The 12,663-nt window shown below is 66.5% G+C and carries 14 protein-coding genes; 7 read left to right on the top strand and 7 right to left on the bottom strand.

Annotation, left to right across the window (positions count from 1 at the left end; translation table 11 throughout):
- Positions 1-95: 95 nt before the first annotated feature.
- From V2S85_RS09530 to V2S85_RS09515, 4 genes are all read left to right on the top strand, one after another.
- Entirely contained in the window at positions 96-434 is a 339-nt protein-coding gene (locus tag V2S85_RS09530; RefSeq protein ID WP_021233466.1) for a P-II family nitrogen regulator, read from the top strand.
- Positions 435-538: 104 nt separating this feature from the next.
- On the top strand, positions 539-1,948 hold the full coding sequence (glnA, locus tag V2S85_RS09525) for a type I glutamate--ammonia ligase (protein ID WP_271180950.1): 1,410 nt from the start codon (positions 539-541) through the stop codon (positions 1,946-1,948).
- A gap of 315 nt (positions 1,949-2,263) precedes the next feature.
- Positions 2,264-2,908: a lysozyme gene (locus tag V2S85_RS09520; RefSeq protein ID WP_330702623.1), complete on the top strand. Its 645-nt coding sequence runs from the start codon at positions 2,264-2,266 to the stop codon at positions 2,906-2,908.
- The gene (locus V2S85_RS09515; protein WP_330702622.1) at positions 2,905-3,294 is read left to right on the top strand and encodes a DUF1801 domain-containing protein; all 390 of its coding nucleotides are present in this window, start codon (positions 2,905-2,907) and stop codon (positions 3,292-3,294) included. Before V2S85_RS09520 ends, V2S85_RS09515 begins: the two co-directional genes overlap by 4 nt.
- 156 nt (positions 3,295-3,450) lie before the next feature.
- Here V2S85_RS09515 and V2S85_RS09510 read toward each other — a convergent pair whose 3' ends face one another.
- Together V2S85_RS09510 and V2S85_RS09505 are read right to left on the bottom strand one after the other, a co-directional pair.
- On the bottom strand, positions 3,451-4,284 hold the full coding sequence (locus V2S85_RS09510) for an arginyltransferase (protein WP_330702621.1): 834 nt from the start codon (positions 4,282-4,284) through the stop codon (positions 3,451-3,453).
- A gap of 224 nt (positions 4,285-4,508) precedes the next feature.
- Complete coding sequence (locus V2S85_RS09505) at positions 4,509-5,765, bottom strand: threonine ammonia-lyase (protein ID WP_330702620.1); 1,257 nt, start codon at positions 5,763-5,765, stop codon at positions 4,509-4,511.
- A gap of 202 nt (positions 5,766-5,967) precedes the next feature.
- Between V2S85_RS09505 and V2S85_RS09500 the strand changes: the two genes are divergently transcribed.
- From V2S85_RS09500 to V2S85_RS09490, 3 genes are all read left to right on the top strand, one after another.
- Positions 5,968-6,903 carry an NAD(P)-dependent oxidoreductase gene (locus tag V2S85_RS09500; protein WP_069708942.1) on the top strand — a complete coding sequence of 312 codons (936 nt, stop codon included), beginning with the start codon at positions 5,968-5,970 and terminating at the stop codon, positions 6,901-6,903.
- Positions 6,904-7,040: 137 nt separating this feature from the next.
- Complete coding sequence (locus V2S85_RS09495; protein WP_330702619.1) at positions 7,041-8,777, top strand: amidohydrolase; 1,737 nt, start codon at positions 7,041-7,043, stop codon at positions 8,775-8,777.
- Positions 8,778-9,045: 268 nt separating this feature from the next.
- A complete protein-coding gene (locus tag V2S85_RS09490) occupies positions 9,046-9,375 on the top strand; it encodes a GIY-YIG nuclease family protein (protein ID WP_330702618.1) in 330 nt (109 codons plus the stop codon).
- Positions 9,376-9,477: 102 nt separating this feature from the next.
- On the opposite strand, the gene tatC is transcribed toward V2S85_RS09490, so the two are convergent.
- From tatC to V2S85_RS09465, 5 genes are all read right to left on the bottom strand, one after another.
- Positions 9,478-10,308 (bottom strand): twin-arginine translocase subunit TatC, encoded by an 831-nt coding sequence (gene tatC / locus V2S85_RS09485; protein WP_330702617.1) that lies wholly within the window; start codon positions 10,306-10,308, stop codon positions 9,478-9,480.
- Positions 10,309-10,463: 155 nt separating this feature from the next.
- Positions 10,464-10,850, bottom strand: a complete 387-nt coding sequence (gene tatB, locus V2S85_RS09480; RefSeq protein ID WP_330702616.1) for a Sec-independent protein translocase protein TatB — start codon at positions 10,848-10,850, stop codon at positions 10,464-10,466.
- Positions 10,851-10,870: 20 nt separating this feature from the next.
- A complete protein-coding gene (locus V2S85_RS09475; protein ID WP_330702615.1) occupies positions 10,871-11,125 on the bottom strand; it encodes a twin-arginine translocase TatA/TatE family subunit in 255 nt (84 codons plus the stop codon).
- A 110-nt stretch (positions 11,126-11,235) separates the two neighbouring features.
- Positions 11,236-11,865 carry an SMC-Scp complex subunit ScpB gene (gene scpB / locus V2S85_RS09470; RefSeq protein WP_330702614.1) on the bottom strand — a complete coding sequence of 210 codons (630 nt, stop codon included), beginning with the start codon at positions 11,863-11,865 and terminating at the stop codon, positions 11,236-11,238.
- Positions 11,862-12,662, bottom strand: coding sequence for a ScpA family protein (locus tag V2S85_RS09465; protein WP_330702613.1), 801 nt, complete (start codon positions 12,660-12,662; stop codon positions 11,862-11,864). Before V2S85_RS09465 ends, scpB begins: the two co-directional genes overlap by 4 nt.
- Between the last annotated feature and the right edge of the window lies 1 nt (position 12,663).

The raw sequence follows: 12,663 nt of genomic DNA, 5'->3' as shown, positions 1-12,663 counted from the left end.
ATTCTTGATGGGAATCGCGCGCGAGGCATCTGGTTCCCGGACCGGTAACCTCAAACAGGAAAAGTCCGGGTGCAAGTGCAGGGGTTCAGGCAGGCGTGAAGAAGATCGAAGCCATCATCAAGCCCTTCAAGCTCGACGAAGTGAAGGAAGCGCTCCACGAAGTGGGCGTCTCGGGCATCACCGTAACCGAGGCCAAGGGCTTCGGGCGCCAGAAGGGTCATACCGAACTCTATCGCGGCGCCGAGTACGTCGTGGATTTCCTTCCCAAGGTTAAGCTCGAGGTCGTCGTGCCCGACGCGCTGGCCGAACGCGTGGTCGAAGCCATCGCCGACGCCGCGCAGACCGGCCGCATCGGCGACGGCAAGATCTTCGTCGTGCCGATCGAGACCGCCGTGCGCATCCGCACCGGCGAGCGCGACGACGACGCGCTGTAATTACACAGGATCGGGCTGCGATGGTGGGGGCCGTCGCATTCCCGCAACACGAACAACCCTATCCTCTTTCGGGATCGGAAGAGTAACGCTGGAGAACCAAGAAAATGGCTAGTGCAAAGGACGTCCTCAAGAAGATCAAGGACGAGGAGATCGAGTGGGTCGATCTTCGCTTCACGGACCCCAAGGGCAAGTGGCAGCACCTGACCATGGTCTCGACCGTCCTCGGCGAGGATGAGCTGGAAGACGGCCTGATGTTCGACGGTTCGTCGATCGAGGGCTGGAAGGCCATCAACGAGTCGGACATGATCCTCAAGCCCGACCTCGACGCGGTCTACACCGATCCGTTCTCGGCCACCCCGATGCTGATCCTGTTCTGCGACATCGTCGAGCCCTCGACCGGTGAACTCTACGCCCGCGACCCGCGTTCGACCGCGAAGCGTGCGGAATCGTTCGTCAAGTCGGCAGGCTTCGGCGACACCGTGTTCGTCGGCCCCGAGGCCGAGTTCTTCATGTTCGACGACGTGAAGTTCTACGACGGCTACGACGGCAACGGCTTCAAGATCGACGACATCGAACTGCCGGGCAACACCAACAAGGAATACGACACCGGCAACCTGGGCCACCGCCCGCGTGCCAAGGGTGGCTACTTCCCGGTCGCCCCGGTCGACTCGGCCGTGGACATCCGCGCCGAGATGGTCACCACCATGCTCGAAATGGGCCTGCCCTGCGACAAGCACCACCACGAAGTGGCGGCTGCCCAGCACGAACTCGGCCTGACCTTCGGCAAGCTGGTCACCACCGCCGACCGCATGCAGATCTACAAGTACGTCGTGCACATGGTCGCACAGGCTTACGGCAAGACCGCAACGTTCATGCCCAAGCCGATCATGAAGGACAACGGATCGGGCATGCACACGCATATCTCGATCTGGAACGAGGGTGAGAACACCTTCGCCGGCAACGGCTACGCCGGCCTGTCGGAGACCTGCCTGTACTTCATCGGCGGCGTCATCAAGCACGCCAAGGCCCTCAACGCCTTCACCAACCCGACCACCAACAGCTACAAGCGCCTGGTCCCGGGTTACGAAGCACCGGTTCTGCTCGCCTACTCGGCGCGCAACCGCTCGGCCTCGTGCCGCATCCCCTACGGTGCAGGCACCAAGGCGAAGCGCGTGGAATTCCGCTTCCCTGACGCGATGGCCAACCCCTACCTGTGCTACGCTTCGCTCCTGATGGCCGGCCTCGACGGCATCAAGAACAAGATCCACCCGGGCGAAGCCATGGACAAGAACCTGTACGATCTGCCGCCGGCCGAACTCGCCGAAGTGCCGACCGTCTGCGGTTCGCTGCGTGAAGCTCTGGACGCCCTGGCGGCCGACCACGCCTTCCTTCTCGAAGGCGGCGTGTTCACCGAGGACCAGATCGAAGCCTACCTCGAACTCAAGTGGCCCGAAGTGCTGCGCTGGGAAACCACGCCGTCGGCCGTCGAGTTCGACATGTACTACAGCGCCTGATCCATCCGATCAGCGCTGGCGATATTCGCCAGTTTGGCAGTTCGCCGAGAGGGGGCGTCCGGAGCAATCCGGGCGCCCCTTTCGCGTTCGGGCGGCGATCACGCCCGCGCAATGACAAATCCGGATAGCCTGCGCATCGCGCCAGAATCCGCTTTCCTACACCGTGCCGGCCAATGTACCCGAGTCGCACTCCGCAAGAGACGGAGCAGTATTCGGGCGGCCCGAACGGTCGCAATCACTCCATTCGGTCGCGCGAAGTGTAGTTTTTCCGCACGCGATACTGCGTGCCTTGTTGCAAGCAAAAGGACATGGATCATGAATCGCAAGCCGATCTTCGACGCCGTCCGCAAGATGCTGGGCCGCTCGTTCACGCAGGCCGAAGTCGATGCCCTCGACAAGGCCATCGACCAGTCCGCCGGGGCCCTGACCGCCAGCCTCGCGCCGGAGCCGGCCGCCAGTCCTCCCGCCAATCCCCCAGCCGCCGCCCCGACGACAGGCCGCGCACTGGGCACGGCCGGCGCCAAGCTCATCAAGAAGTGGGAAGGCTGCGCCAGGCGCCTCGCCGACGGCACTTTCGGCGCCTACCCGGACCCCGGCAGCGCCGACGGCAAGCCCTGGACGATCGGCTGGGGTTCCACCGGCGCGGACGTGAAGAAAGGCGTGGTCTGGACGCAGGCGCAGTGCGACGCCCGCTTCGACACCGACATGCTCTCCTACGTCAAGGAAGTCGCCAGCTTCCTCGGCGGGGCGGCGACCACGCAGAACCAGTTCGACGCGCTCGTCTCGTTCCATTACAACACCGGCAAGATCGCCGCTTCGACGCTCGGCAAGCTGCACAAGGCGGGTGACTTCGCCGGTGCGCAGGCCCAGTTCGGCAAGTGGATCTACAACGACGGCAAGCCGATGACCGGCCTCAAGAACCGGCGCTCGGACGAGGCCAAGCTTTACGGGACCGCATGACCGAACCGACCGACAAGACCCCCGCCCAGTTGATCGACGAACGCATCGCGCAGCTTGACGACTGGCGGGGGGATACCCTGGCCCAGGTGCGCACCCTGGTCCACGCGGCGCTGCCTGACGTCGTCGAGGAATGGAAGTGGCGCGGCGTTCCCACCTGGTATGCGAACGGCGGCATCGTCTGCACCGGGGAGACCTACAAGGCCGCGGTCAAGCTCACTTTCGCCAAGGGAGCGACGCTGCCCGATCCGGCGGGGCTGTTCAACGCCAGCCTCGATGGCAACGTGCGCCGCGCCATCGACATCCACCAGGGCCAGGCGATCGACGAAACCGCGCTCTCGGAACTGCTGCGCGCGGCAGCGGCGCTCAACCAGGCGAAACGCAAGTAGCCTTGCTCCCCGGCTTGCTCGGGAAGGGGCCGCAGGCGGTGGCAGAAGGGGGGAGCCTTGCGCGTTTCCCCCTCCGTCAGCCCTTCGGGCTGCCACCTCCCCGAGACAAGCTCGGGGAGGAATTTTGCGTTGGGAAGGCCGGCTTCCCCGGCCGCTTCAACCCTTGGTGACGGCGGGCATCCCGTCCTTCGGGCCGGTCGCGACGGCGGCGCTCTGCGGGCTGCTGACGGCGGCGGCGATCAGGCGATCGTGCTCCAGCGCCTCGATACGCTCCCAACCGGATCGGCCCAGCTTTTCCAGCGGACGATAGCGAACCTTGTACTGCATCCGCGCCGACCCTTCGACCCAGTAGCCGAGGTAGACGTAGCCCAGCCCCATGTCGTTGGCCCGGCGGATATGGTCGAGGATGATGTAATTGCCCAGCCCCTGCCGCTCGCTGGCGGGATCGTAGAACGAATAGATCATCGAGAGCCCGTCGCACTGGCGGTCGGTCAGGCAGGCGCCGATCAGGCGGCCGGGAACGACCCCGTCCCGCGAAGGCTCACGGTATTCGATGACGTAGCTGGTGACGGGCGTGTGCTCCACCATGTCGGCGAAGTCGACCTCGTCCATCGTGGTCATGCCGCCTTCGGGATGGCGGACCGAAAGGTAACGCTGCAGCAGGTCGAACTGCTCGCTGGTGGACCAGGGGCGGCAGACCGTGGTGACGAGGTCCGAATGCGCGTCCAGCGTGCGCTTCTGCGTGCGTGAGGCGCGGAATTCAGAAGCCACGACGCGCACCGAGATGCAGGCGTTGCAATCGATGCACGAAGGGCGATAGGCTACCGTCTGGCTGCGACGGAAGCCGATGCGACCCAGCGCATCGTTCAGCGAATCGGCGTGAGGGCCCTTGAGTTCGGTGAAGACCTTGCGCTCGCTACGCCCCGGCAGATAGGGGCACGGCGCCGGGCTCGTCACGAAAAATCGCGGGAATCGAACGGGAGCCGTCACCGAACTGCATCTTCCTCTAGCGTTGTGGCCGGCCCATTGCCCGAAGGCTTTTCACGGGCGTGTCCGCGTTGTTTCCCAAATATGCATACGCGCTCAGCGTCTTGCGAGTCTTTTAACCACAAAAACCGACCATTCCGCGGTGAATTCGCGCCGGACTGGCGGCATCGACCCGCCGCCGTGCCAATTCGGGGCGGCGGGCCGGTGTAATCGTTACCCTCGAACCGTCACTCGGTCTCGACCAGTTTCACCTCGTAGCCCTCGCGGCGAAGGCCCGCGATCAGCGACTGCAACTGCTCCTTGTCGCGCGCCTCGCACTCGATCTCCGTGACCAGGCCCTTCGCGGGCAGGTGCGTGAAGATGCGCTGGTGGAAGACCTCGATGATGTTGACGTTGTGCTCGTGGAATACTTTCGCCACCTTGAACAGCGCCCCGGCGCGGTCCTGCAAGCCGATGCGCAGGCGCGCCAGGCGGCCCGAGCGGGCGAGATCGCGCAGCAGCACGTTGGCCAGCAGGCGCGTGTCGATGTTGCCGCCCGACAGCACCAGGCCGACCTTGCGGCCCGTGAACAGCTCGCGGTTGTTGATGACTGCGGCGAGGCCGACGGCGCCCGCGCCTTCCACCAGCGTCTTCTCGATCTGCAGCAGCAGCGCCAGCGCGCTCTCGATCTGCGGTTCGCTGACCAGCAGGAACTCGTCGAGCAGCGGGCGCAGCACCTTCGAGGTCATCAGCCCCGGCGCGATCACCGCTATGCCCTCGGCCAGCGTATCGCCGCCGATCGGCAGGGTGGTACCCTTGAGCAGGTTGTACATCGAGGGGTAGAGCTGCGCCTCGACGCCGATCAGGCGGATGTCGGGGCGGATGTCGCGCGCGGCGATGCCCATGCCCGAGGACAGGCCGCCGCCGCCCACCGGCAGCACCAGCGTGTCGAGTTCGGGCACGTCCTCCAGCATTTCCAGCGCCACGGTGCCCTGCCCGGCGGCAACGTTCGGGTCGTCGAACGGGTGCACGAAGGTGAGGCCCAGCTGGCCCTCCAGCTTGCGGGCGTGGGCATAGGCCTCGTCGAAGCTCTCGCCCTCCAGCACCACCTTGCCGCCGACGCTCTCGGTCTGCATGACCTTCACCGTCGGCGTGGTCTTGGGCATCACGATGGTGACGGGCACGCCGAGACGGGTGCCGTGGTAGCTCAGGCCCTGCGCGTGGTTGCCGGCGGATGCCGCGATGACGCCGCGCGCCTTCTGCTCCTCGGTCAGCAGCAGCAGTGCGTTGAGCGCGCCGCGCTCCTTGTAGGCGGCGGTGAACTGCAGGTTCTCGAACTTGAGCCAGATCTCGGCGCCGGTGATCGCACTCAGCGTGGAGCTGTAGAGCGTCGGCGTGCGCACGACCTTGCCCGAAATTCGCATCCCCGCCGCGCGTACGTCGGCTGCGGTCAGCGGGGCGTCTTCGAGGCCCGCGGGAGCGGTGTTGAGCAAAGTCTGGTCCATAGACCCGCGCGCCTACCGGAAATGGCGAGGGATGGAAAGGATGTCGTGCCCGCACGCGGGGGCTTCGACAGGCTCAGCCTGAGCGGATTTGCGAGGTTTGCGCCACCCCCGCTCATCCTGAGCCTGTCGAAGGATCATCCTGAGCCCGTCGAAGGACACCTTCGCCGGTTTGCTTTTGGCCAAAAGGCGCTAAGAACGGGCCATGACCGAAGAGACCGCCTCCGAAGCCCCCGCCGCCCCGGCCGTACCTCCGCGCAAGGTCTCGATGATCGGCCTGGGCACCATGGGCGGCGCGATCGCGCGGCACATCGCGCAGGCCGGGCACGAACTCACGATCTACAACCGCACGCCCGAGCGTGCGCGCAAGTGGCGCGACGCCAACCCCGGCCTCGCCCACCGCATCGCCGCCAACCCGGCCCACGCGGCGCAGGACGCCGACGTGGTGATCACCTGCGTCGGCAACGACGACGATCTTGCCGACGTCGTGCTCGGCCCCAACGGGGTGTTCCGCATGCTCAAGCGCGGCGGCACCTTCATCGACCACACCACCGTCTCCGCCCGCATCGCGCGGCAGATCTCGGTGGAAGCGCGCGACCTCAAGATCCACTGCGTCGACGCGCCGATGACCGGATCGCAGATCGGCGCGGAGAATGGCACCCTCACCCTGATGTGCGGCGGCCGTGACGATGCGCTCGAAGCCGCGCGGCCGATCATGGAGAGCTACTCCAGCCGCATCGTCCACGTCGGCAAGGCGGGTTCGGGCCAGATCGCCAAGATGGCCAACCAGATCTGCATCGCCGGCAACGTCGCGGCTTTGGCAGAGGCGGTGCGTTTCGCGCAGGCATCCCACCTCGACATGGACAAAGTCTACGAGGCGATCTCGGGCGGGGCCGCGCAGTCGTGGCAGATGGACAACCGCTGGAAGACCATGGACGCGGGCGAATTCGACTTCGGCCTCGCGATCGACTGGATGCGCAAGGATCTGGGCCTCAGCCTCGAGGAAGGCCGGGGCCTTGGCGTCTCGTTGCCGGTGGCGGCGCTGGTCGACCAGTTCTTCTCCGACGTGCAGGCCACGGGCGGCGGGCGGCTCGACACGAGCGCCATCATCAAGCGGCTCCCCCAGAAGGGTAAATCGTGAAGTTTCGGAATACCGCGTTCATGCCCTTCCCCTCGTCGTTTCACTCCAGTCGTCACCCTGAACTTGTTTCAGGGTCCATTGGGCCTTTCAGGCCGATGGCCCGGTTCGCCAGCTGCCCTGTAGGTTTGCTGTCTCACATGGCAGGACAGGCTGCCCGATGGACCCTGAAACGAGTTCAGGGTGACAGAGAGGGGGGCGGGTCTGTAGCCATTGCCCTCGCCCTTACGCTCCTCCCAGCCCCGGCCTTCGCCGACATCCTCGTGGACAACGTCGAGGGCGTCACCCCTGACGGCAAGGGCGGCGTGGAGCGCTTCGAGGGCTTCCTGATCGACCCGCAGGGCAAGATCGCGCAAGTCTTCCACAAGGGCGACAAGCGGCCCAAGAAGGTGGACTACAAGGTCGACGGCAAGGGCCGCATCGTCGTGCCCGGCATGATCGACGCGCACGGGCACGTCATGGCGACCGGCTTCGCGAGGATGACGCTGGACCTGTCGATGGCGAAGTCGCTCGACGAGGCCCTCTCGCGCATCGCCGCGTGGACCGCCGCGCATCCCGAGGCGCCGTGGATCCTCGGCGGCGGCTGGAACCAGGCGAGCTGGGGGCTGGACCGCATGCCCACCGCCGCCGAACTCGACACGGTGACCGGCGGCAAGCCCGCCTGGCTCACCCGCATCGACGGCCACGCCGGCTGGGCCAACTCCGCCGCGCTGGCCGCAGCGGGCGTCACCTCGTCCACCGCCGACCCGGCGGGCGGCGAAGTGCTGCGCATCGCGGGCTCCAGGGCCCCGGCGGGCGTGCTGATCGACGCCGCCACCGCGCTCGTCGAGAAGAAGCGCCCCAAGCCGCGCCCCGAAGATGCCGACACCGCCTTCGGCGAGGCGCAGCTGCAGTTCCTCGCGGCCGGCGTCACCACCGTCGCCGACATGGGCACCTCGATCGAGGACTGGCAGGCCTTCCGCCGCGCCTCCGACAAGCACCTCCTGCGAATGCGCGTGGTCGCCTACGCGGGCGGGATCGAAGCGATGACGCTGATCGGCGGCCCCGGCCCGACGCCGTGGATCGACGACGACCGGCTCAAGATGAACGGCGTGAAGCTGTACCTCGACGGCGCGCTGGGTTCGCGCGGGGCGTGGCTCAAGGCGCCCTATGCGGATGACGCCAACACCAAGGGTCTGCCGCAGATGAGCCAGACCCAGCTCGGCAACCTGATGAGCCGCGCGGCGATGGACGGCTTCCAGGTCGCGGTCCACGCCATCGGCGACGAGGCCAATGCCACGGTGCTCGATTCGATCGAGGAACTCTCGCAGACCTACAAGGGCGACCGGCGCTGGCGCATCGAACATGCGCAGATCGTCGATCCCGCCGACATCCCGCGCTTCGGCCGCAATGGCGTGATCGCCAGCATGCAGCCGCAGCACGAGGCCTCGGACCGTGTCATGGCCGAGGCGCGTCTCGGCCCGCAGCGGCTGGCGGGGGCCTATGCGTGGAAGTCGATCGCGGCGACCGGTGCGAAGCTGGCCTTCGGCTCCGACACGCCCGTAGAGCCCGCGCATCCCTTCGAGGGCCTCGCGGTGGCGATCAGCCGCACCGGTGCGGACGGCCAGCCCACCGGCGGCTGGCAGCCGCAGGAAGTGCTGACCCGCGAGGCGGCGCTGGGCGCCTACACCACGGGCGCGGCCTACTCACTGTTCGCCGAGGACCGCCTCGGCCGCATCACGCCGGGCATGCGCGCGGACTTCCTGTTCGTGGACGAAGACCCGATGACCGCCGAACCGCAGGCGCTGCGCGGCACGCATGTGCTGGAAACGTGGATCGGCGGCAGGCTGGCATGGTCGGCGGCGCAGGACGGCGGCAAGGCGGGGGTGCGGCGGTAAGCGCACTGCTTTCGCCCTACACCGCTCATGCTGAGCCCGTCGAAGCACGGGAACCTCGCGCCCAGCCTCGGGGCCTTCGACAAGCTCAGGCTGAGCGGGGTTGGTAGGTTGCTTTCCTGACCGCGCCATTGCCGAGGATTAACCCCAATCCGCTCGGGCCGAGCGGGACGACGAGGTTGCTTTTCGGACCGCCCCTTGCCGAGTTTTAACCCCAACCCGCTCAGGCTGAGCTTGTCGAAGCCCGCCCGCAACGCCAGACCCTCAGTCCATGGCGTTCCACACATACATCCTGCGCTGCCGCGACGGATCGTATTACGTGGGCCACACCGATGACCTCGAACGCCGCATCGCGCAGCATCGGACCGGCGCCCTCGGCGGATACACGGCAAGCCGCCTGCCCGTGACATTCCTCTGGGCGCAGGATTTCCAGACTCGCGACGATGCCTTCGCCGCAGAACGCAAGCTCAAGGGCTGGGGCCGCGCCAAGAAGGAAGCGATGATGGCGGGAGACTGGTCTCTGGTCAGCGAACTTGCGCGAAACGGGAAAGCCCGCGAGGGTATCGCCTTTCCGCAGGGGGCTTCGACAGGCTCAGCCTGACCCTTCGACAAGCTCAGGGTGAGCGGAGGTAGCGCAAAAATCCCAACCCCGCTCAGGCTGAGCGTGTCGAAGCCCCCGCGCAACGCCGGACCTTAGCAGCCCTCACTCCGCCGCAGCGTGTCCGGCAGCCTTGGCTGCTTCCTCTACGGCTTTTTCCTCGCGCGCGCGGTCCTTGGCGTCGCGGCGTTCGGTGAACCACATCAGGATCAGCGTGCCTTCCCACAGCAGCAGCAGCGGCACCGCCAGCAGCAGCTGCGAGACGACGTCGGGCGGGGTCGCCACGGCGGCGACGATGAAGATGCCGACGATCGCATAGCGCCGCGCGCCGACACACTGCGCCCGCGTCACCATCCCGGCGCGGTTGAGCAGCATCAGCAGCACCGGCAGCAGGAAGCTGATCCCGAAGGCCAGGATGAACTGCATCACCAGCGCGAGATAGTCGCCCGTGCCCGGCAAAGCCTCCAGCTTGAGGCCGCCCTTCTGGCCCTCGAACGTGAGGAAGAAGTGGAACGCGGTGGGCATCACCACGTAATAGGCCAGCGCCGCGCCCATCGTGAACAGCACCGGCGTCGCGATCAGGAACGGCAGGAACGCCTTCTTTTCCTTCGCGTAGAGGCCGGGGGCGACGAACTGCCAGATCTGGTTGGCGATCACCGGGAAGCTGACGAAGAACGCCGCGAACATCGCGATCTTCACTTCGACGAAGAAGGCTTCGTAAAGCTTGGTGTAGATCAGCTTGCCTTGTCCGGGCGGAAACGCCTCGGTCAGCGGGCGGACGAGGAACGCGAAGATGTCGCCCGCGAAGTAGAAGCACACCGCGAAGGCCAGCGCGAAGGCCATGAACGCCCGCAGCAGGCGGCCGCGCAACTCGATCAGGTGGTCGAGCAGCGGGGCCTGCGAATCGTCGATGTCGGAAATGCGGAAGGGCTGCATTTATTTCGGCCTCAGGGCAGAGTGCGAGGCGGGAGGGCCTGACCCCTGATCGTCATTGCGAGCGTAGCGAAGCAATCCAGGGCGGTCTACGCGGCCCTGGATTGCTTCGCTACGCTCGCAATGACGAAAGTGATTGGAACTCATGGCATTTCGCCTCAAGGCGGCGGCGGGGGAAGGTGGAATTCAGCCTGCTTGGGTTCTTCGACCTTGGGCGTTTCCACGTCAGCCGTCACGGTAGCATTGCCTTCCGGCGCCGAAGACGCGGGCGCCTGCATATCGTCGGCGGAAGGGTTCATCGAAGGCAGCTGCGGGCTGGCCTTCATGATCGCCTCGTTCTGCTCGCGCCACTTGCGCTCCATTTCCTCCAGCTCGGCCTCGCGCACCATGGCGTCGATGCCGGAGCGGAAATGGTTGCTCATCTTGCGCATCTTGCCGATCCAGCGACCGGCCGTGCGCAAGGCCATCGGCATGTCCTTGGGACCGATGACGACGACCGCCACGATCACGATCATCAACAGTTCGGATGCGCCGACGTCGAACATCGCCTGTCAGCCCCGAGCGCTCAAAGCTGCTCGTTCTTGGTTTCCGCCGACACGGTCGGCTGCGGGGCGACCGGATCGACCGGCTGCGACGGAATCTGGACGGCGGGAGCCGAGGCTTCCTTGGCCTTCTTGGCCTCTTCCTCGTTCATGCCGTCCTTGAAGCTCTTGATGCCCTTGCCGAAGTCACCCATGATTTCCGACACGCGGCCGCGTCCGAACAGCACGAGCACGATCACGAGAACGATCAGCCAGTGCCAGATCGAGAAGCTACCCATAACCTCAACTCCAAAACATACGGTCGATTCCGACCGGTGACGGGGGGCATGTAGGCGCTTTGAACCCAAGTTGCCAGCCCGTCATGGTTGTGTCCTTCGGTGGTCGCACCTCAGTCATCTTCGGTTCGAACCTGCGGTTTCGCGCCGCCCAGCGCCGTCTCGATCATGTCCTCGTCGACCGGATCGAGCAAGCCCGCCGCGCGCAATTCTTCTACCCCCGGCAGCTCTTTGAGGGAGGCCAGGCCGAAGTGGTCGAGGAACACCGGCGTCGTCGCATAGATGACCGGCCGGCCCGGCACCTCGCGCCGCCCGGCGACGCGCACCCAGCCCGCCTCCATCAGCACGTCGAGGGTGCCCTTGGCGGTCTGCACGCCGCGGATCGCCTCGATCTCGGCGCGGCTGACGGGTTCGTGGTAGGCGACGATCGCCAAGACCTCGGTGGCGGCGCGGCTGAGGCGGCGCACGTCCTCCTTCTCGCGGCGCAGCAGGTGGGCGAGATCGGGCGCGGTCTCGAAATGCCAGCGCCCGCCGCGCTCGACGAGGTGGATGCCGCGCCCCTCGTAATGGCGCTGCAGATCGGCGAGCGCCGGGCGCACTTCGCGCCCGCCTTCGGTGAAGCCGAGGTGCAGCGCGAGCTGGTCGGCGGTCATCGGTTCGGCGGAGGCGAACAGGGCCGCCTCGACCGCGCGCTGGACGTCGTCCGGGGCGGGCTGGAGGTCGCTGTGGGCACCTTGTGTCACTGTTGGGTGCCTTTGAGTGCCCTTAGGTGCAGGGGGCCGTACGTCTCGCTTTGCGCCAGTTCGGCCTTGCCGGTACGGGCCAGTTCGAGTGCCGCGACGAAGCTGGAGGCCAGCGCGGAACGGCGCAATTGCGGGCTTTCCCAGCTTCCGTGAGCGGCGGGCAGGAAGTCGCGCAGCTCCATCCAGTCGATCGCCACGCCCAGCATCGAGGCGACGCGGGCGATCGCGGTGTCGAGCGTCATAACCATCCGCTCGCGCACCATATGCACCACCGGCTGCGAGCGGAATTTCACATCGCCGTAAGCCTTTACGAGGTCGAACCACTCGCACTGCCAGGCCGACTTGCGATCGACCCGCAGCCCCTCCGGCGCGCCGCGCAGGAACACGTCGCGGCCCAGTCGATCGCGGCCCATCAGGCGGCCCGCCGCCTCGCGCATGGCGCCCAGGCGCTGGAGCCGCAGTTGCAGGCGCAGGGCCATTTCCTCGGGGCTCGGATCCTCCTGCTCCTCACGCGGGAGCAGCAGCGCGGACTTGAGGTAAGCCAGCCACGCCGCCATCACGAGGTAGTCCGCCGCCAGCTCCAGCCGCACCGCCTCGGCCTGCTCGATATAGGTCAGGTAGGCATCGACCAGTTCGAGGATCGAGATCCGCAGCAGGTCCACCTTCTGGCGCCGCGCAAGGTCGAGCAGCAGATCGAGCGGCCCTTCCCAGCCCTCGATCTCCAGGTACAGCTTGTCCGCCTGAGCGGCTTGGCGCTCCTCATCCCAGTCGTCGAAAAGGCCGGGATTGCTGGCCATT

The organism is Novosphingobium resinovorum (assembly GCF_036352595.1).
Classification (GTDB): Bacteria; Pseudomonadota; Alphaproteobacteria; order Sphingomonadales; family Sphingomonadaceae; genus Novosphingobium; species Novosphingobium resinovorum_B.
The sequence above is the reverse complement of the archived record's forward strand: the minus strand, read 5'-3'. Positions and strand labels throughout refer to the sequence as shown.

Bases quoted from the DNA above. Each gene is read 5' to 3' on its own strand.
- V2S85_RS09465 (WP_330702613.1), bottom strand. From the start codon at position 12,662: ATGGCCAGCAATCCCGGCCTTTTCGACGACTGGGATGAGGAGCGCCAA.
- V2S85_RS09490 (WP_330702618.1), top strand. From the start codon at position 9,046: ATGGCGTTCCACACATACATCCTGCGCTGCCGCGACGGATCGTATTAC.
- tatC (WP_330702617.1), bottom strand. From the start codon at position 10,308: ATGCAGCCCTTCCGCATTTCCGACATCGACGATTCGCAGGCCCCGCTG.
- V2S85_RS09520 (WP_330702623.1), top strand. From the start codon at position 2,264: ATGAATCGCAAGCCGATCTTCGACGCCGTCCGCAAGATGCTGGGCCGC.
- V2S85_RS09505 (WP_330702620.1), bottom strand. From the start codon at position 5,765: ATGGACCAGACTTTGCTCAACACCGCTCCCGCGGGCCTCGAAGACGCC.
- V2S85_RS09500 (WP_069708942.1), top strand. From the start codon at position 5,968: ATGACCGAAGAGACCGCCTCCGAAGCCCCCGCCGCCCCGGCCGTACCT.
- glnA (WP_271180950.1), top strand. From the start codon at position 539: ATGGCTAGTGCAAAGGACGTCCTCAAGAAGATCAAGGACGAGGAGATC.
- tatB (WP_330702616.1), bottom strand. From the start codon at position 10,850: ATGTTCGACGTCGGCGCATCCGAACTGTTGATGATCGTGATCGTGGCG.
- V2S85_RS09475 (WP_330702615.1), bottom strand. From the start codon at position 11,125: ATGGGTAGCTTCTCGATCTGGCACTGGCTGATCGTTCTCGTGATCGTG.
- V2S85_RS09495 (WP_330702619.1), top strand. From the start codon at position 7,041: ATGGCAGGACAGGCTGCCCGATGGACCCTGAAACGAGTTCAGGGTGAC.
- V2S85_RS09515 (WP_330702622.1), top strand. From the start codon at position 2,905: ATGACCGAACCGACCGACAAGACCCCCGCCCAGTTGATCGACGAACGC.